16 protein-coding genes are annotated in these 18,149 nt (G+C 63.2%); 14 read left to right on the top strand and 2 right to left on the bottom strand.

The window, feature by feature from the left end; all coding sequences use genetic code 11:
• Window positions 1–9: 9 nt before the first annotated feature.
• A complete protein-coding gene (locus ACF8O8_RS01800; RefSeq protein ID WP_392509166.1) occupies window positions 10–336 on the top strand; it encodes a hypothetical protein in 327 nt (108 codons plus the stop codon).
• A gap of 23 nt (window positions 337–359) precedes the next feature.
• Here the strand turns inward: ACF8O8_RS01800 and gap are convergent, their stop codons facing one another.
• Window positions 360–1,361, bottom strand: a complete 1,002-nt coding sequence (gene gap, locus ACF8O8_RS01795) for a type I glyceraldehyde-3-phosphate dehydrogenase (protein WP_392509165.1) — start codon at window positions 1,359–1,361, stop codon at window positions 360–362.
• Between the two features lie 264 nt (window positions 1,362–1,625).
• Here gap and edd point away from each other — a divergent pair, with 264 nt between their 5' ends.
• From edd to ACF8O8_RS01740, 11 genes are all read left to right on the top strand, one after another.
• The gene (gene edd / locus ACF8O8_RS01790; RefSeq protein WP_003255057.1) at window positions 1,626–3,452 is read left to right on the top strand and encodes a phosphogluconate dehydratase; all 1,827 of its coding nucleotides are present in this window, start codon (window positions 1,626–1,628) and stop codon (window positions 3,450–3,452) included.
• A complete protein-coding gene (locus ACF8O8_RS01785; protein WP_274145374.1) occupies window positions 3,449–4,408 on the top strand; it encodes a glucokinase in 960 nt (319 codons plus the stop codon). Before edd ends, ACF8O8_RS01785 begins: the two co-directional genes overlap by 4 nt.
• Before the next feature lie 78 nt (window positions 4,409–4,486).
• A complete protein-coding gene (gene gltR / locus ACF8O8_RS01780; RefSeq protein ID WP_010952194.1) occupies window positions 4,487–5,212 on the top strand; it encodes a two-component system response regulator GltR in 726 nt (241 codons plus the stop codon).
• Window positions 5,193–6,647 (top strand): ATP-binding protein, encoded by a 1,455-nt coding sequence (locus ACF8O8_RS01775; RefSeq protein ID WP_392509164.1) that lies wholly within the window; start codon window positions 5,193–5,195, stop codon window positions 6,645–6,647. Before gltR ends, ACF8O8_RS01775 begins: the two co-directional genes overlap by 20 nt.
• 228 nt (window positions 6,648–6,875) lie before the next feature.
• Window positions 6,876–8,126 carry an AGE family epimerase/isomerase gene (locus ACF8O8_RS01770; RefSeq protein ID WP_392509163.1) on the top strand — a complete coding sequence of 417 codons (1,251 nt, stop codon included), beginning with the start codon at window positions 6,876–6,878 and terminating at the stop codon, window positions 8,124–8,126.
• 104 nt (window positions 8,127–8,230) lie between these two features.
• Window positions 8,231–9,517 (top strand): ABC transporter substrate-binding protein, encoded by a 1,287-nt coding sequence (locus ACF8O8_RS01765; RefSeq protein ID WP_010952197.1) that lies wholly within the window; start codon window positions 8,231–8,233, stop codon window positions 9,515–9,517.
• A 133-nt stretch (window positions 9,518–9,650) separates the two neighbouring features.
• A complete protein-coding gene (locus ACF8O8_RS01760; RefSeq protein ID WP_003255050.1) occupies window positions 9,651–10,559 on the top strand; it encodes a carbohydrate ABC transporter permease in 909 nt (302 codons plus the stop codon).
• Window positions 10,552–11,397 (top strand): carbohydrate ABC transporter permease, encoded by an 846-nt coding sequence (locus ACF8O8_RS01755; RefSeq protein ID WP_392509162.1) that lies wholly within the window; start codon window positions 10,552–10,554, stop codon window positions 11,395–11,397. Before ACF8O8_RS01760 ends, ACF8O8_RS01755 begins: the two co-directional genes overlap by 8 nt.
• A 3-nt stretch (window positions 11,398–11,400) precedes the next feature.
• The gene (locus tag ACF8O8_RS01750; RefSeq protein ID WP_003255047.1) at window positions 11,401–12,555 is read left to right on the top strand and encodes an ABC transporter ATP-binding protein; all 1,155 of its coding nucleotides are present in this window, start codon (window positions 11,401–11,403) and stop codon (window positions 12,553–12,555) included.
• Window positions 12,556–12,595: 40 nt separating this feature from the next.
• Window positions 12,596–13,939, top strand: coding sequence for a carbohydrate porin (locus tag ACF8O8_RS01745; protein WP_392509161.1), 1,344 nt, complete (start codon window positions 12,596–12,598; stop codon window positions 13,937–13,939).
• A 117-nt stretch (window positions 13,940–14,056) separates the two neighbouring features.
• Window positions 14,057–14,911, top strand: a complete 855-nt coding sequence (locus tag ACF8O8_RS01740; RefSeq protein ID WP_003255044.1) for a D-hexose-6-phosphate mutarotase — start codon at window positions 14,057–14,059, stop codon at window positions 14,909–14,911.
• Here ACF8O8_RS01740 and hexR read toward each other — a convergent pair.
• Window positions 14,904–15,767, bottom strand: coding sequence for a DNA-binding transcriptional regulator HexR (gene hexR / locus ACF8O8_RS01735; protein ID WP_198748214.1), 864 nt, complete (start codon window positions 15,765–15,767; stop codon window positions 14,904–14,906). The genes ACF8O8_RS01740 and hexR overlap by 8 nt on opposite strands.
• Before the next feature lie 211 nt (window positions 15,768–15,978).
• Here hexR and zwf point away from each other — a divergent pair, with 211 nt between their 5' ends.
• Window positions 15,979–17,448 carry a glucose-6-phosphate dehydrogenase gene (gene zwf / locus ACF8O8_RS01730; RefSeq protein ID WP_010952201.1) on the top strand — a complete coding sequence of 490 codons (1,470 nt, stop codon included), beginning with the start codon at window positions 15,979–15,981 and terminating at the stop codon, window positions 17,446–17,448.
• Complete coding sequence (pgl, locus tag ACF8O8_RS01725; RefSeq protein ID WP_049588484.1) at window positions 17,435–18,148, top strand: 6-phosphogluconolactonase; 714 nt, start codon at window positions 17,435–17,437, stop codon at window positions 18,146–18,148. Before zwf ends, pgl begins: the two co-directional genes overlap by 14 nt.
• Window position 18,149: the final 1 nt, after the last annotated feature.

Raw genomic sequence — 18,149 nt, 5'->3', positions numbered from 1 at the left:
TTAATGATAATGCTTATCATCCGTGCTGCAGGTCAAGTGTGGAATTATCAGGAAAAGGTAAAGATTGTGAGTCTGCGGGCGCTTGGCGGTGGATTTTCTGTGTATTTGAAATCGAGCGCCGCCCGCGCGGCGCATCGCGAGCAAGCTCGCTCCTACATTTGTTTCGGGCCAATTATGCCTGTGGGATTTGCGCGCGAACGCCCTGGCGCATGGCTCGATATCGCGTCGTACAAACAAGGCGGTCGCGCGCGAGTGGCACAGGATGGACTGGCCCGAAACAAATGTAGGAGCGAGCTTGCTCGCGATGCGCCGCGCGGGCGGCGCTCGATTTCATAGGCGCCGAAAATGCCTTGTCATGCTCAGCCAGCCCGGTGCAGCGCCAGGCAGTTGTCCAGCATCCGGTTGCTGAACCCCCACTCGTTGTCATACCAGGCCAGCACCTTGAGCATCCGCCCGTTGGCCCGGGTATGGTTGGCATCGAAGATCGACGACAGCGGGTTGTGGTTGAAATCGCAGGAAACCAATGGCAGAGCGTTGTAGCCCAATACCTTGGAGTGCTTGCTGGCCTCGAGGAACAGCTGGTTGACCTGCTCGGCCGTGGCCTCGCGCTTGAGGTTGACGGTGAGATCCACCAACGACACGTTGATGACGGGCACCCGCACCGCCATGCCGGTCAGCTTGCCGGCCAGCTCCGGCAGCACCAGGCCCACGGCCTCGGCGGCACCGGTCTTGCTCGGGATCATCGACTGGGTGGCTGAACGCGCGCGGTACGGGTCGCTGTGGTAAACGTCAGTCAGCACCTGGTCGTTGGTGTAGGCGTGGATGGTGGTCATCAGGCCTTGCTCGATGCCGAACTCACGGTGCAGCACCTGGGCGATCGGCGCCAGGCAGTTGGTGGTGCAGGAGGCATTGGAAATGATCTGGTGCGAGGCGCGCAGGATGTCGTGGTTGACCCCGTATACCACGGTGGCATCGGCACCCTTGGCCGGAGCCGAGACAATCACCTTGCCCGCCCCGGCGGCGAGGTGCGCAGCGGCTTTGGTGCGGTCGGTGAACAGCCCGGTGCACTCGAACACCACGTCGATCGCCTCGGCCTTCCAGGGCAGTTCGGCCGGATTGCGAATGGCACTGACCGCGATACGGTCACCGTTGACCGTCAGGCTTTCGTGGTCGGCCTCGACGGTCGCGTCGAAGGTGCCGTGGACACTGTCGTACTTGAGCAGGTGGGCATTCATGGTGCTGTCGCCCAGGTCGTTGATGGCGACGACCTGCAGGTCCTGGCGGTAGCCTTGGGTATACAGTGCGCGCAGGACATTGCGCCCGATTCGGCCGAATCCATTGATGGCGATGCGAAGGGTCATGGCAGTACCTCTGGCAGTTCGAGTGAAACCTGTGGCACAAAGGAGCTTCACTGAAACGGTTTTGTTGTTGGAATTACAAGATTATTCACTGGCTGATAGAAAACAAGCCTTTTTAGTGGCAGTATTTTGTTTAAATATACAACGAGTGGTTGGGCGTCGTGCCTCCACCGATGCAGCGGGCTCCTAACCATGAGCCTAGGCCGCAATCGTTTGGAGGGGAAATGCCCGGTAAACCGCCCTTACAATTAGCCTGGAGTCCAGTACATGCATCCGCGCATCCTTGAGGTCACCCAGCGGCTGGTCGAACGCAGCCGCGCCACCCGCGAACGCTACCTGCAACTGATTCGCGGTGCGGCCAGTGAAGGCCCCATGCGTGCCAGCCTGCAGTGCGCCAACTTCGCCCACGGCGTGGCCGGTTGCGGCAGCGAAGACAAGCAGACTCTGCGCCTGATGAACGCGGCCAACGTGGCCATCGTCTCGGCCTACAACGACATGTTGTCTGCCCACCAGCCTTACTTGCACTTCCCCGAGCAGATCAAGCAGGCCCTGCGCGAGGTCGGTTCGGTCGGCCAGTTCGCCGGTGGCGTGCCGGCCATGTGCGACGGGGTGACCCAGGGCGAGCCGGGCATGGAGCTGGCGATCGCCAGCCGTGAAGTGATCGCGATGTCCACGGCGGTAGCGTTGTCGCACAACATGTTCGACGCGGCACTCATGCTGGGCATCTGCGACAAGATCGTCCCCGGCCTGATGATGGGCGCGTTGCGCTTCGGCCACCTGCCGACCATCTTCGTCCCGGGTGGGCCAATGGTTTCCGGCATCTCCAACAAGCAGAAGGCCGATGTGCGCCAGCGCTATGCCGAAGGCAAGGCCAGCCGCGAAGAGCTGTTGGAGTCCGAGATGAATTCCTACCACAGCCCCGGCACCTGCACCTTCTACGGCACCGCCAACACCAACCAGTTGGTGATGGAAGTGATGGGGCTGCACCTGCCGGGCGCCTCGTTCGTCAACCCGTACACGCCGCTGCGTGACGCACTCACCGCCGAGGCTGCGCAGCAGGTGACGCGCATGACCAAGGCCAGCGGCAGCTTCATGCCGCTGGGCGAAATCGTCGACGAGAAGGCGCTGGTCAACTCCATCGTCGCGCTGCACGCTACCGGCGGCTCGACCAACCACACCCTGCACATCCCGGCGATCGCCCAGGCTGCGGGTATCCAGCTGACCTGGCAGGACATGGCCGACCTCTCCGAAGTGGTGCCGACCCTGTCGCACGTCTACCCCAACGGCAAGGCCGACATCAACCACTTCCAGGCTGCCGGCGGCATGGCCTTCCTCATTCGTGAACTGCTCGACGCCGGCCTGCTGCACGAAGATGTCAACACCGTGGCCGGCCATGGCCTGCGCCGCTACACCCAGGAACCCTTCCTCGACAATGGCAAGCTGGTGTGGCGCGAAGGGCCGCAACACAGCCTGGACGAAAGCATCCTGCGCCCGGTGTCGCGACCATTCTCGGCCGAAGGCGGTCTGCGGGTGATGGAAGGCAACCTGGGCCGTGGCGTGATGAAAGTATCTGCCGTCGCCCCCGAGCACCAGGTGGTCGAGGCCCCGGCGCGGGTGTTCCAGGACCAGCAGTCGCTGGCCGATGCGTTCAAGGCCGGTGAGCTGGAGCGTGACTTTGTCGCGGTGGTGCGCTTCCAGGGCCCGCGCTGCAATGGCATGCCGGAACTGCACAAGCTCACCCCGTTCCTCGGTGTATTGCAGGACCGTGGCTACAAGGTTGCGTTGGTCACCGACGGGCGCATGTCCGGTGCCTCGGGCAAGATCCCCGCGGCCATCCACGTTTGCCCGGAGGCTTACGACGGCGGCCCGCTGGCACGGGTGCGCGATGGTGATATCGTGCGGGTCGACGGAGTCGAAGGCACGTTGCGGATCATGGTGTCGGCCGAAGAACTGGCCAGCCGTGAGCTGCCGCCGGCACCCCAGGGCAACGACCTGGGTTGTGGGCGCGAGCTGTTCGGCTTCATGCGCATGGCGTTCAGCCCGGCAGAGCAGGGCGCCAGTGCCTTTACCTCGGCCCTGGAGCACCTCAAATGAAGCACCTGCTGGTTGGTGATATTGGCGGCACCAATGCCCGTTTTGCGTTGTGGCGTGACAACCAGCTGCATGAAGTAAATGTTTTCGCCACCGCGGACTACACCAACCCCGAGCAGGCCATCGAGGCCTACCTGGAAAGCCAAGGTATCGCCCGCGGTGGCCTGGCGGCGGTGTGCCTGGCGGTGGCCGGCCCGGTCGATGGCGATGAATTCCGCTTCACCAACAACCACTGGCGCCTGAGTCGCACGGCATTTTGCAAGACCTTGCAGGTCGAGCGACTGTTGCTGATCAATGATTTCACCGCAATGGCACTGGGCATGACGCGTCTGCGCGAAGGCGAGTTCCGCGAGGTGTGCCCCGGCCAGGCCGACCCCTCGAGGCCGGCACTGGTGATCGGGCCAGGTACTGGCCTGGGTGTGGGCTCGCTGCTGCGCCTGGGCGAACAGCTCTGGAAGGCCCTGCCGGGTGAAGGCGGGCATGTTGACCTGCCGGTAGGCAATGCTCGCGAAGCGGCAATCCACCAGCAGATCCACAGTCAGATCGGTCATGTCAGCGCCGAGGCCGTGCTCAGTGGGGGTGGCCTGGTGCGGCTGTACCAGGCGATCTGTGCGCTGGACGGCGACACGCCCAGGCACAAGACCCCGGCGCATATCACCGATGCCGCGCTGGGCGGGGAGCCACGGGCGCTGGCGGTGGTCGAGCAGTTCTGTCGTTTCCTTGGGCGAGTGGCGGGTAACAATGTGCTGACGCTGGGCGCGCGAGGCGGGGTCTATATTGTGGGCGGTGTGATTCCGCGCTTTGCCGAGCTGTTCCTGCGTAGCGGGTTTGCCGCGAGTTTTGCCGACAAGGGGTGTATGAGTGGCTATTTCACCGGGGTGCCGGTGTGGCTGGTGACGGCGGAGTTTTCCGGGTTGGAGGGAGCAGGGGTAGCGTTGCAGCAGGCGTTGGATCACTGAGGGGGGCGCTTTGCGGCCCCGATGGCAATACCCGACAGCAGGCAAAAAGACCTGTAATCAACAAGAGGAAGGACCACCTTGAGCACTGCCGGCAAATCGATCCTGATGGTCGACGACGACCAGGAAATCCGTGAACTGCTGCAAACCTACCTGAGCCGATCCGGCTTCCAGGTGCATGCCGAGGCTGACGGCAAGGGCTTTCGCCACGCGCTGGAAACCACGCCCTGCGACCTGGTCATTCTTGACGTCATGTTGCCCGACGAAGACGGCTTCAGCTTGTGCCGCTGGGTGCGCCAGCACCCTCGCCAGGCGCGCGTACCTATCATCATGCTCACCGCCAGTTCGGACGAGGCCGACCGGGTCATCGGCCTGGAGCTGGGCGCTGACGACTATCTGGGCAAGCCGTTCAGCCCCCGCGAACTGCAAGCGCGAATCAAGGCTTTGTTGCGTCGCACCGAGTTCGGCCAGACGGCGCCGGGCAACGCCGTGCTGGCCTTCGACGACTGGCGCCTGGACACGGTCAGCCACCGCCTGTTCCACCGTGATGGAGAGGAGGTGATCCTCTCCGGCGCCGACTTTGCCCTGCTCAAACTGTTCCTCGATCACCCGCAGCAAATCCTCGACCGCGACACCATCGGCAACGCCACCCGTGGTCGCGAACCGATGCCGTTGGACCGTATCGTCGACATGGCGGTCAGCCGTCTGCGCCAGCGCCTGCGCGATACCGACAAGCCTCCCCGGCTGATCCGCACGGTGCGCGGCAGTGGCTACTTGTTGGCGGCACATGTCTGCTGTGCGCCCTGAGCGGCGCTGGCGCCTGCTGCCGCGCTCCTTGCTGGGGCGGATGCTGCTGCTGACCTTGCTGGTTGTCCTGCTGGCCCAGGGGTTGGCCAGCATTATCTGGGTATCTCAGCTGCGCGCCAGCCAGCTTCAGGGGCTGCGTGCCAGCGCCAGCAGCCTGGCGCATTCCATGAGTGCCAGCGTCAGTTACTTCCGCTCGCTGCCGGTGGCCTACCGGCCGCTGGTGCTCGACCAATTGCGCAGCATGGGCGGCACGCGTTTCTTCGTGTCGCTCAACGCCACGCCGCTGGACATGCAGGCACTGCCCATCACCCCTCGCAAGCAGGCGGTGATTGATGTGTTCCAGCAGGTGCTGCACGAGCGTCTGGGTTCGCAGATGGAAATTTCCGTGGAGTTTGTCGGGCCTGACGACCTGCGCATCTTCAACAGCGGCCTCAAACTCGACGAACTGCCGCGCTCATGGGCCCATTATTCGCTGACCCTGGAACCGCTGAAACCCCCGGTACTGGTCACGCAGATCCGCTTGGGCGAGGGCGAATGGTTGTACATCGCCTCGCTGTTGCCCGAACCGTACACGGGGCTGGAAGCCGAACGCCTGCCGCGCCAGCAGATTGGCTTCATCGTGCTGACCACGGCCTTGCTGTTGCTGTTCATCGGCTTGCTGGTGCATTGGCAAAGCTGGCCACTGAAGCGCCTGGCGCGGGCCGCCCGAGAGATGTCGCTGGGTGCCGATGTGGCGCCAGTGGCTGAAGCTGGCGGCAGCGAAGTGGTTGAGGTGAGCCGGGCATTCAACAGCATGCGCGAGCGTATCAGCCGTTACCTGACCGAACGCAGCCAGCTGTTCAGCGCCATTTCCCACGACCTGCGCACGCCGATCACGCGCCTGCGCCTGCGCGTCGAACTGCTGGAGGACGAGCGCCTGCAGGCCAAGTTCAGCCAGGACCTGGACGAGCTGGAGTTGCTGGTCAAAGGCGCCTTGCAGTGCGTAAAGGACACCGACATCCACGAAAACATCGAGCCGGTCGACCTTAACCAGGTGCTGGAGATTCTGGCCGAGCCTTACCTGGGCGATGGTCGCATCACCGTCGAGGGCCAGGCGCTGGCGCCATACCCGGGCAAGCCGCTGGCGTTGCGTCGCTGCATCGGTAACCTGATCGACAACGCCATCAAGTACGGCGAACGGGCGCGGCTGCGCATCATCGACGGGGCAGAGGGTTTTGTGCTGCAGGTGGATGACCAGGGGCCCGGGGTGCCGCAGCAGCAGCTGGAACAGGTGTTCGAGCCGCATTTCCGGCTGGCCGGGCAGCAGCAGGGGTATGGGCTGGGGTTGGGCATTGCGCGCAACATCGCCCATAGCCATGGGGGCGAGGTGAGCTTGTTGAACCTGCGGGAGGGCGGGCTGCGGGTGACCCTGTATCTGCCGCGTGGTATGGATTGAGTTTTTGGGGTGCCAGTGCGGGCCTCTTCGCGGGCAAGCCCGCTCCCACAGGTACAGCGTAAACCTGGAAGGCTGTGCAGTCTTTGTGGGAGCGGGCGCGCCCGCGAAGAGGCCAATACAGGCAGGCGAAATGTCACTGTCCAGTGACAATCCCGTCGTCCTTCGTGACATCCGCCATGACCCCGCTGGCTAGAATTCGCAAACGACTGGCAAGGATCAAGCTGGCCCATGACCCCCCTCAACCTGTATGTGAACAGTTGGCTCAATGCCCCGGCCCACACCGCCTGGCGCCTGGCTGAAGCACAGCGCCTGCTGGCCTTTGCCAAGGCCGCGAAACTACCCGACGGTTTCGGTAACCTGGATGCCAATGGGCAACTCGCCCCCGGTGCCCGTGCCGAAACCATCAACACCGCCCGCATGACCCATTGCTTTGCCCTGGCCCACCTGCAGGGCATCCCCGGTAGCCTGGCCTATGCCGAGCACGGTGTGGCAGCACTGCGCGGTGCCATGCAGGATGCCACCCACGGCGGTTGGTTCGCCCATCCTGGCGGCCACGACGATAGCGGCAAGGCGGCGTACCTGCATGCCTTCGTCGCGCTGGCCGCCAGCTCGGCGGTGGTGGCCGGCGCTGTCGACGCCAATACGCTATTGGCAGACGCAATCCAGGTGATCGAAGCGCATTTCTGGAGCGAAGACGAAGGTGCTCTGCGGGAAACCTTCTCCCGCGCCTGGCAGCTCCCCGAGCAGTACCGGGGCGCCAACAGCAACATGCACGCGACCGAGGCCTTCCTGGCGTTGGCAGACGTCACCGGCAACGGCCTGTGGCTGCAACGTGCCTTGCGTATCGCCGAACGCATCATCCATACCCATGCCACCGCCAACGGCTATCGGGTGATCGAGCATTTCGATGTCCATTGGCAGCCGCTGCCGGATTACAACCTCGAACACCCCGCCGACCCCTTCCGGCCTTATGGCACTACACCCGGGCATGCCCTGGAGTGGGCGCGGTTGCTGTTGCACCTGGAAGCAAGCCTTGAACGGGCCGGCCTGTACGCCCCGCAATGGCTGCCGGACAGTGCCCGCGCATTGTTCGACACAGCCTGCCAACAGGCCTGGAACGTCGATGGCGAACCGGGTTTCGTCTATACGCTGGACTGGGCTGATCGCCCGGTGGTGCATGCACGATTGCACTGGGTGCACGCTGAGGCTTGCGCGGCTGCGGCAGCCCTGTTGCAACGCACCGGCGAGGCGCATTACGAACAGTGGTACCGCTGCTGCTGGGGCTTTATCGCCAACCATTTCATCGACCCCATTGGCGGCAGCTGGCACCACGAACTCGATGCGCACAACCAGCCGGCCGGGTCCCTCTGGCCGGGCAAGCCCGACCTCTATCACGCCTACCAGGCGCTGCTGCTGCCAGGTTTGCCCCTGGCACCCAGCCTGGCCAGCAACCTGGCCGGCAATGTAACCAAACGATGACATTCACGCATCGCTTCGTTACCTGACGAGGCGGGCACGCTGTTTAGACTTCATGCTACGCAAGCGATCGACTTGCACGGCATAACAACAAGAAAGGTGCTCCGATGAATTCCACGCTCCGTCTCGCTGCCGCAATTTCCTTTGCCTCGTTAATCCCCTTGGGTGCCCAGGCTGCTGACGCCAAAGGCAGTGTCGAAGTGGTGCACTGGTGGACCTCTGGTGGTGAAAAAGCGGCGGTCGATGTGCTCAAGGCCCAGGTCGAAAAAGACGGCTTCATCTGGAAGGACGGCGCCGTCGCCGGCGGCGGTGGTGCAACGGCCATGACCGTGCTCAAAAGCCGCGCAGTGGCCGGCAACCCGCCGGGCGTCGCGCAGATCAAAGGCCCGGACATCCAGGACTGGGCGGCCACCGGCCTGCTCGACGCCGATGTGCTCAAGGATGTGGCCAAGGAAGGAAAGTGGGACTCGCTGCTCGACAAGAAAGTGGCCGACACCGTGAAGTACGACGGTGACTACGTTGCCGTACCGGTGAATATCCACCGCATCAACTGGCTGTGGATCAACCCCGAGGTGTTCAAAAAAGCCGGCATCGACAAGGCGCCCACCACCCTCGACGAATTCTACGCCGCCGCCGACAAGCTCAAGGCTGCCGGTTTCATCCCGCTCGCCCATGGTGGGCAACCCTGGCAGGACAGCACCGTGTTCGAAAGCGTGGTGCTGTCGGTGATGGGCGTCGATGGCTACAAGAAGGCCTTGGTCGACCTCGACAGCGCAACGCTGACCGGGCCGCAGATGGTCAAGGCGCTGACCGAGCTGAAGAAGGTCGCCACCTACATGGACCCGGACGGCAAGGGCCAGGACTGGAACCTGGAAGCCGCCAAGGTCATTAACGGCAAGGCCGGCATGCAGATCATGGGCGACTGGGCCAAGAGCGAATGGACCCTGGCGAAGAAAACTGCTGGCAAGGATTACCAGTGCGTGCCGTTCCCCGGTACTGACAAGTCCTTCCTGTACAACATCGACTCGTTGGTGGTGTTCAAGCAGAACAACGCTGGCACCTCTGCTGGTCAGCAGGACATCGCCCGCAAGGTGCTGGGTGAGGACTTCCAGAAGGTCTTCAGCATCAACAAGGGTTCGATCCCGGTACGCAACGACATGCTTGCCGACATGGGCAAGTATGGTTTCGATGCCTGTGCTCAAACCTCCGCCAAGGACTTCCTGGCCGACGCCAAAACGGGCGGCCTGCAACCGAGCATGGCGCACAACATGGCCACCACGCTGGCCGTGCAGGGCGCGTTCTTCGATGTGGTGACCAACTACATCAACGACCCCAAGGCCGACCCGGCCGATGCGGCGAAGAAGCTGGCGGCGGCTATCAAGGCTGCCCAGTAACGGCTGTTCGCGGGCACGCCCGCTCCCAGATGGGCCCTGCTCACCACTGTTCCTGGTCATGACGCCGGACCTGTGGGAGCGGGCTTGCCCGCGAAGCGGTGCGTAGCATCGCCACTACCTCGGGATCCAATACATGACAACGACCACCGCCCAACTGCGGGCCTCACCCCTGGACGCGCTTCAGCGCTGGCTGCCCAAGCTGGTGCTGGCACCCAGCATGTTCATCGTCCTGGTGGGCTTCTACGGCTACATCCTCTGGACCTTCGTGCTGTCCTTCACCACCTCGACCTTTCTGCCCACCTACAAGTGGGCGGGCCTTGCGCAATACGCCCGTCTGTTCGACAACGACCGCTGGTGGGTGGCGAGCAAGAACCTGCTTCTGTTCGGCGGCCTGTTCATCGCCATCAGCCTGGCCATCGGTGTGTTGCTGGCGGTGCTGCTGGACCAGCGCATCCGTCGCGAGGGCTTCATTCGCACCATTTACCTGTACCCCATGGCACTGTCGATGATCGTCACCGGTACCGCCTGGAAGTGGCTGCTCAACCCGGGCATGGGCCTGGACAAGCTGCTGCGCGACTGGGGCTGGGAGGGCTTTCGCCTGGACTGGCTGATCGATCCCGACCGGGTGGTGTATTGCCTGGTGATCGCGGCCGTGTGGCAGGCTTCGGGCTTCATCATGGCCATGTTCCTTGCCGGCTTGCGTGGCGTCGACCCGTCGATCATCCGCGCGGCGCAGATGGATGGCGCCAGCCTGCCGCGCATCTACTGGACCGTGGTGCTGCCCAGCCTGCGCCCGGTGTTCTTCAGCGCGCTGATGATCCTTTCGCACATTGCCATCAAGAGCTTCGACCTGGTGGCGGCAATGACGGCCGGCGGCCCGGGTTACTCCTCCGACTTGCCGGCCATGTTCATGTACTCGTTCACCTTCAGCCGCGGCCAGATGGGCATGGGCTCGGCCAGCGCCATCCTGATGCTCGGGGCAATCCTGGCGATCCTCGTGCCTTACCTGTACTCGGAGCTGCGGAGCAAACGCCATGCATAGTCCTGTCGACAAGCCAGTGCTCAGCCTCAGCCGCATGGCCATCCATGCCGTGTTGCTGATCGCCGTGCTGCTGTATCTTGTGCCGCTGGTGGTGATGCTGCTGACCAGCTTCAAGACCCCCGAAGACATCACCACCGGCAACCTGCTGAGCTGGCCTGCAGTGATTACCGGCATAGGCTGGGTCAAGGCCTGGGGAGCGGTCAGCGGTTACTTCTGGAACTCGATCATGATCACCGTGCCCGCGGTGCTGATCTCCACCGCGATTGGTGCACTGAACGGCTATGTGCTGTCGATGTGGCGCTTCCGAGGTTCGCAACTGTTCTTCGGCCTGCTGCTGTTCGGCTGTTTCCTGCCGTTCCAGACCGTGCTGCTGCCGGCCTCGTTCACCCTCGGCAAGCTTGGCCTGGCCAGTACCACTGGTGGCCTGGTGCTGGTGCATGTGGTCTACGGCCTGGCCTTCACCACGCTGTTCTTCCGCAACTTCTACGTGAGCATCCCCGACGCGCTGGTCAAGGCCGCGCGGTTGGACGGTGCCGGGTTCTTCACCATCTTCCGCCGCATCATCCTGCCGATGTCCACGCCGATCATCATGGTCTGCCAGATCTGGCAGTTCACCCAGATCTGGAACGACTTCCTGTTCGGCGTGGTGTTCTCCAGCGGCGATTCGCAACCTATCACCGTAGCCCTGAACAATCTGGTCAATACCAGCACCGGGGCCAAGGAATACAACGTCGACATGGCGGCAGCGATGATCGCTGGCCTGCCAACCCTGCTGGTCTACGTGGTGGCAGGCAAATATTTCGTGCGCGGGCTGACGGCCGGCGCGGTCAAGGGGTAAGCCATGGCAACGCTCGAACTTCGCAATGTGAACAAGACCTACGGCAGCGGCCTGCCGGACACCCTCAAGGACATCCAGCTGTCGATCAAGGACGGCGAGTTCCTGATCCTGGTGGGCCCGTCGGGCTGCGGCAAGTCGACCTTGATGAACTGTATCGCCGGCCTGGAGCAGATCACCGGCGGCGCCATCCTCATCGACGAGCAGGACGTCAGTGGCATGAGCCCCAAGGACCGCGATATCGCCATGGTGTTCCAGTCCTATGCGCTGTACCCCACCATGAGCGTGCGCGAGAACATCGAGTTCGGCCTGAAGATCCGCAAGCTGCCCCAGGCCGCCATCGACGAGGAAGTGGCGCGGGTGGCCAAGTTGCTGCAGATCGAACACTTGCTGGCGCGCAAGCCGGCGCAGCTGTCCGGCGGCCAGCAGCAGCGTGTGGCCATGGGCCGGGCGCTGGCGCGGCGACCCAAGATCTACCTGTTCGATGAACCCCTGTCCAACCTCGACGCCAAGCTGCGGGTCGAAATGCGCACTGAAATGAAGTTGATGCACCAGCGCCTGAAGACCACCACGGTGTACGTCACCCATGACCAGATCGAGGCCATGACCCTGGGCGACAAGGTGGCGGTGATGAAGGACGGCATCATCCAGCAGTTCGGCACCCCGCAGCAGATCTACAACGACCCGGCCAACCAGTTCGTGGCCAGCTTCATCGGTTCGCCACCAATGAACTTCATTCCGGTGCGTCTGGCCAGGCAGGATGGCCGCTTGCTGGCGCTGCTCGACAGCGGCCAGGCGCGCTGCGAACTGCCCTTGGGGGAGGCTGCTGACGCGCTTGAGGGGCGCGAGATCATCCTCGGCATCCGCCCTGAGCAGATAGCCCTGGGCGCTGCTGACGGCAATGGTTTGCCGGCTATCCGCGCTGAGGTGCAGGTGACAGAGCCCACCGGGCCGGACCTGCTGGTGTTCGTCACGCTCAACCAGACCAAGGTGTGCTGCCGCCTGGCGCCAGATGTGGCGTGCCGGGTGGGTGACACCCTCAACCTGCAATTCGACCCGGCCCGGGTGCTGCTGTTCGACGCTGCCAATGGCGAGCGCCTGCACCTGGCCAGTACTGGCGCAACCGCAAAGGACAACGTGGCTCACTTCAAAGGCCGTTGACTCGTCTACACCATCAATAAGAAAAAGAGGACGCAAAGGGATGGAACAGCGCAAACGCATCAAGACACTGGGATCGCTGGCCTTGCTTGCACTTGTAGGCAGCAGCGGTACACAGGCTGCCGAGGCTTTTTCCAGCGAATCCAAATGGATGACCGGCGACTGGGGCGGCACCCGGACCGAGTTGCTGGACAAGGGCTATGACTTCACCCTCGATTATGTGGGTGAGGTGGCTGGCAACCTGCATGGCGGCTACAACGACGACAAGACGGCACGCTACAGCGACCAGTTCGCCCTCGGCGCGCATCTGGACTTGCAGAAGATACTGGGCTGGCATGATGCCGAGTTCAAGCTGGCAATCACCGAGCGAAGCGGTCGCAACCTGTCCAACGACCGCATCAGCGACCCGCGCGCCGGGCAGTTCAGCTCGGTGCAGGAGGTGTGGGGCCGTGGCCAGACCTGGCGCCTGACCCAGATGTGGATCAAGCAGAAGTACTTCGACGGCGCGCTGGACGTGAAATTTGGCCGTTTTGGCGAGGGCGAGGACTTCAACAGCTTCCCTTGCGACTTCCAGAACCTGGCCTTCTGCGGCTCGCAGGTGGGCAACTGGGTGGGCGGCATCTGGTACAACTGGCCGGTCAGCCAGTGGGCGCTGCGGGTGAAGTACAACATCACGCCGGAGTTCTTCGTACAGATCGGGGCCTTCGAGCAGAACCCTTCCAACCTGGAAACCGGCAACGGCTTCAAGCTCAGCGGCAGTGGTACCAAGGGGGCGATCTTGCCGGTGGAAGCGGTGTGGTCGCCCAAGGTCAATGGCCTGCCGGGCGAGTACCGCCTGGGTTACTACTACAGCACGGCCAAGGCTGACGATGTGTACGACGACGTCAACGGCAACCCGCAGGCGCTGACAGGTGAAGCCTTCAAGTCGCACTCCAGCAAGCACGGATGGTGGGTGGTGGCGCAGCAGCAGGTCACTGCCCATGGCGGCGACGTCAACCGGGGCCTCAGCCTGTTCGCCAACTTCACCGTGCACGACAAGGCCACCAACGTGGTCGACAACTACCAGCAGGTGGGGCTGGTCTACAAAGGCGCTTTCGACGCCCGGCCCAAGGATGACATCGGCTTCGGCGTGGCGCGTATTCATGTGAATGACGACGTGAAGAAGCGCGCCGAACTGCTCAACGCACAGAGCGGCATCAACGATTACGACAACCCTGGTTTCGTGCCGCTGCAGCGTACCGAATACAACGCAGAGCTCTACTACGGCTTCCACGTTACCAACTGGCTGACCGTGAGGCCCAACCTGCAGTACATCAAGAGCCCTGGCGGGGTGGACGAGGTGGATAACGCGCTGGTCGCTGGCTTGAAGATTCAGTCGTCATTCTGAGGCAACTTGTTGTAAATTTACGCCAATCCATTTTCGGTTCCCGGCACCCACTGGTCTGCAGTGGGTGTTGGGGATAGGCCGAGACAGCGCTATCTCAAACAACAAGAGCTCTGAACCATGCCCGAACATCCGCTCCATCGCTTCTTCTCCTCGCAGCGGCCCCGGCCGACATTCGAGTGGGAGCGTTATCAGCAGCGCGATGTCCTGATCATCGACCACCCCCGTTGCCAGGCGGTGTTCAGCCGCCAGGGCGCGCAGTTGCTGCACTTTCAACCAGCGGGTGAACGGCCGTGGCTGTGGTGCGCCGAACAGTGGCCGCAGGTGGGGGCGATCCGCGGTGGTGTGCCGGTGTGCTGGCCCTGGTATGGCCGTCATCCCAGCGAAGACCTGTGGCCGGCCCACGGTTGGGCGCGGTTGCTGGACTGGAAGCTGGTGGACAGCCGTGAGGACGAGGAGGGCGTGACCCTGAAATGGCGGCTGGACCTGTGCGACTGGCAGGTCGACCTGCATGCCCGGCTGGGTAGCCGCATGGAGCTGAGCCTGAGCACCGAACATCAGGACAGCGAACCCTGCCAGTTGAGCCATGCGCTGCTGGCGTACTGGCGCATCAGTGACGTGTCCGAGATAGCGCTGTCTGGTCTGGAAGACATCGAGGGCTACGACCGCCTCAACCGTCAGGCTTGCCGTGAAGATGGCGCGCTGAAGCTCAAGGGCGGCTGCCAGAAGGTCTACCCCGGTACGCCACGGGTGCAATTGCAGGACCCGGCCTGGCAGCGCGAGCTGTGCATCGATACCGGTGACAGCGACGACACCGTGGTCTGGCACCCTGGCAATCGCCCGCTGATGGGGGTGACCGGCCGCGAGTCGCAGCGTTTTGTCTGCGTCGAGGCGACCAGTGGCAGTGGCGAAGGCCTGAGCCTGGCACCTGGGCAGCGTGCGCACCTGCGTTTGCAGGCGCACCGGCTCAGTTGAGGTCGTCGTCCTCGATCGGGTAACGGCTGGCGTTGAGGCTTTCCTTGATCTTGCGCAGGTGAGGCTGGAAGTCCACGCCGCGGCGCAGGGTCATGCCGGTGGCCAGTACATCGAGCACGGTCAGCTGGATGATCCGCGAGGTCATTGGCATGTAGATGTCGGTATCTTCCGGCAGCGGAATGTGCAGGCTCAGGCTGCAGGCATTGGCCAGTGGCGAGCCTGCGGCGGTGAGGCCCAGCACCGAAGCGCCGTTTTCACGTGCCAGGCGCGCCACGTCGACCAGTTCGCGGGTGCGCCCGGTGTAGGAAATGATCACGAACAGATCGCCGGTGTGGGCGACCGAGGCCAGCATGCGCTGCATCAGCACATCGGCGTGGGCCGACACGGCCAGGTTGAAGCGGAAGAACTTGTGCTGCGCATCCAGGGCCACCGGGGCTGAGGCGCCGAGGCCGAAGAAGTGGATCTGCCGGGCCTGGATCATCATGTCCACGGCGCGGCTGACCTGCTGCGGGTCCAGTTGCTGGCAGGCGCTGTCAAGCGAGGCGATGGCGCTGGCGAAGATCTTCTGGGTGTAGGCGGCCGGGTCATCGTCGGCCTCTACCGCGCGGCTGACATAGGCGGCACCACTGGCCAGGCTCTGCGCCAGTTGCAGCTTGAGTTCGGGGTAGCCGCTGACGCCGAACGAGCGGCAGAAGCGGTTGACGGTCGGTTCGCTGACCTTGGCCGCCTGGGCCAGCGCAGCGATGCTGAAACGGGTGGCTTGTTGCGGGTTGAGCAGGATGACTTCGGCGACTTTGCGTTCGGCCTTGTTCAGCTCGTCGAGGCGGCCCTGGATCTGTTCCAGGAGGTTTCGCACGCGGTCCATGGGTGTGTCCTTGGGTCGGGAAGACAGCCGGCTGTGTGAGCAGCAGGCTTTTTGCACGGTCGTCTATCGTACTGTCGGTGCGGTTGGCGTACCACTTGTCTGTAACACTTGTGTGTAATGTTGTGGTTTTTACTACATTATCCCTTGAAAACCGTGTGTGAAAGCGGTATTCCTAGACCAACTTTAGGAAAGAACCAACATCATGGCTGCAATCAGTGTCGAACCTTGCACCTTTGCCCTGTTTGGCGCCCTCGGCGACCTGGCATTGCGCAAGCTGTTTCCTGCGCTCTACCAGCTCGACCGGGCCAACCTGTTGCACCCGGACACCCGCCTGCTGGCCCTCGCCCGTGAGGTCGGCAGTGCGCAGGAGCACCTGGACAGCATCGAAGCCCACCTGCGCCGGCACGTGCCCGAGGCAGATATCGAGCCTGCTGCGCTGGGGCGCTTCCTCGCCCGCCTGAATTACCAGCACCTGGACTTCCTTCAGCCCGAGGGCTATCAGGCCCTGGCCGAGCAACTGCCGGGCGAGCTGCCGCTGATCGCCTACTTCGCCACGGCGGCGGCGGTGTATGGGGCCATCTGCGAAAACCTCGACAAGGTCGGGCTGGCTGCGCGCACCCGGGTAGTGCTCGAGAAACCTATTGGCCACGATCTGGAGTCGTCGCGCCGGGTCAACGACGCCGTGGCGCGGTTCTTCCCTGAAAGCCGGGTTTACCGCATTGACCATTACCTGGGCAAAGAGACGGTGCAGAACCTGATTGCCCTGCGCTTCGCCAATAGCCTGTTCGAAACCCAGTGGAACCAGAATTCCATCTCCCATGTGGAGATTACCGTCGCGGAAAAGGTCGGTATCGAGGGCCGTTGGGGTTATTTCGACAAGGCCGGCCAACTGCGCGACATGATCCAGAATCACCTGCTGCAGTTGCTGTGCCTGATCGCCATGGACCCGCCCAGCGAACTGTCCGCCGATGCCATCCGCGACGAGAAGGTGAAAGTGCTCAAAGCCCTGGCACCGATCACTGGCGACGGCCTGAGCACCAGCGTGGTGCGCGGCCAGTACATTGCCGGCTACAGCGAAGGCAAGCCGGTGCCGGGTTACCTGGAAGAAGACAACGCCAACGCCCAGAGCGACACCGAAACCTTCGTCGCCCTGCGCGCCGACATCCGTAACTGGCGCTGGTCGGGCGTGCCGTTCTACCTGCGAACCGGCAAGCGCATGCCGCAAAAACTGTCGCAGATCGTCATTCACTTCAAGGAAACGCCGCACTACATCTTCGCCCCGGAACAGCGTTTGCAGATCGGTAACAAGCTGATCATCCGCCTGCAACCGGACGAAGGCATTTCTTTACGGGTGATGACCAAGGAGCAGGGCCTGGACAAGGGCATGCAACTGCGCAGTGGCCCATTGCAGCTGAATTTTTCCGATGCCTGGCGCAGTGCACGAATTCCGGATGCCTACGAGCGGCTGTTGCTCGAAGTGATGCGCGGCAACCAGAACCTGTTCGTGCGCAAGGACGAAATCGAGTATGCCTGGAAGTGGTGCGACCAGTTGATCGCCGGCTGGCGTAATGCGGGCGATGCGCCCAAGCCATACGCGGCGGGCTCCTGGGGGCCGATGAGCTCGATTGCACTGATCACACGCGATGGGAGGGCGTGGTATGGGGATATCTGAATTGAAACTGCCAGCGGCCGTGAAGGCTCATGAACTGGCGGATGCCAAGGCACTGTCCGTGTCCTTGGCTCATGATGTGGCTGAGCGCCTGCGCGCCGCGATTGCCGCCAAGGGGCAGGCCTGTGTGGTGTTGTCTGGCGGCCGCAGCCCGGTGCCGTTCCTGGAGAAACTGGCCAGCGAGCACCTGGACTGGGCCAAGGTCACTGTCAGCCTGGCTGATGAGCGCTGGGTGCCGGTGGAGCACGCCGACAGCAATGCCGGCCTGCTGGCCCGTCACCTGTTGAAGGGCGAAGCGGCCAAGGCCCGTTTCGTTGGCCTGTACCAGCAGGCGGAGAACCTCGATGCAGCTGCGCTCAAAGCTGACCAGGCCTTGGCCGAGCTACCGCCGATCGACGTGCTGGTGCTGGGCATGGGCGACGATGGCCATACCGCCTCGCTGTTCCCCGCCAGTCCCAACCTGGAAGCAGGCCTGGACCTAGCTGGCCCACGCCGCTGCCTGCCGATGCTGGCGCCGAGCGTGCCGCACCAGCGCCTGTCGATGACCCGTTCGCTGCTGGCCAGCGCGGCCTTCATCGCGCTGTCTGTGCAGGGCCAGGGCAAACTCGCTACCCTGCGCGCCGCGCTGGCGGGCAACGACCTTACTGAAATGCCGATTCGCGCTTTTCTTCACGACCCCCTGGACATCTACTGGTGCCCATGAG

Source organism: Pseudomonas sp. TYF_14, assembly GCF_043105275.1.
Lineage (GTDB): Bacteria > Pseudomonadota > Gammaproteobacteria > Pseudomonadales > Pseudomonadaceae > Aquipseudomonas > Aquipseudomonas alloputida.
The sequence above is the reverse complement of the archived record's forward strand: the minus strand, read 5'-3'. Positions and strand labels throughout refer to the sequence as shown.

Excerpts from the sequence above, each read along its gene's own strand:
- ACF8O8_RS01800 (WP_392509166.1), top strand. The coding sequence starts at position 10 with ATGCTTATCATCCGTGCTGCAGGTCAAGTGTGGAATTATCAGGAAAAG.
- gap (WP_392509165.1), bottom strand. The coding sequence starts at position 1,361 with ATGACCCTTCGCATCGCCATCAATGGATTCGGCCGAATCGGGCGCAAT.
- edd (WP_003255057.1), top strand. The coding sequence starts at position 1,626 with ATGCATCCGCGCATCCTTGAGGTCACCCAGCGGCTGGTCGAACGCAGC.
- ACF8O8_RS01785 (WP_274145374.1), top strand. The coding sequence starts at position 3,449 with ATGAAGCACCTGCTGGTTGGTGATATTGGCGGCACCAATGCCCGTTTT.
- ACF8O8_RS01775 (WP_392509164.1), top strand. The coding sequence starts at position 5,193 with ATGTCTGCTGTGCGCCCTGAGCGGCGCTGGCGCCTGCTGCCGCGCTCC.
- ACF8O8_RS01770 (WP_392509163.1), top strand. The coding sequence starts at position 6,876 with ATGACCCCCCTCAACCTGTATGTGAACAGTTGGCTCAATGCCCCGGCC.
- ACF8O8_RS01765 (WP_010952197.1), top strand. The coding sequence starts at position 8,231 with ATGAATTCCACGCTCCGTCTCGCTGCCGCAATTTCCTTTGCCTCGTTA.
- ACF8O8_RS01760 (WP_003255050.1), top strand. The coding sequence starts at position 9,651 with ATGACAACGACCACCGCCCAACTGCGGGCCTCACCCCTGGACGCGCTT.
- ACF8O8_RS01755 (WP_392509162.1), top strand. The coding sequence starts at position 10,552 with ATGCATAGTCCTGTCGACAAGCCAGTGCTCAGCCTCAGCCGCATGGCC.
- ACF8O8_RS01750 (WP_003255047.1), top strand. The coding sequence starts at position 11,401 with ATGGCAACGCTCGAACTTCGCAATGTGAACAAGACCTACGGCAGCGGC.
- ACF8O8_RS01745 (WP_392509161.1), top strand. The coding sequence starts at position 12,596 with ATGGAACAGCGCAAACGCATCAAGACACTGGGATCGCTGGCCTTGCTT.
- ACF8O8_RS01740 (WP_003255044.1), top strand. The coding sequence starts at position 14,057 with ATGCCCGAACATCCGCTCCATCGCTTCTTCTCCTCGCAGCGGCCCCGG.
- zwf (WP_010952201.1), top strand. The coding sequence starts at position 15,979 with ATGGCTGCAATCAGTGTCGAACCTTGCACCTTTGCCCTGTTTGGCGCC.
- pgl (WP_049588484.1), top strand. The coding sequence starts at position 17,435 with ATGGGGATATCTGAATTGAAACTGCCAGCGGCCGTGAAGGCTCATGAA.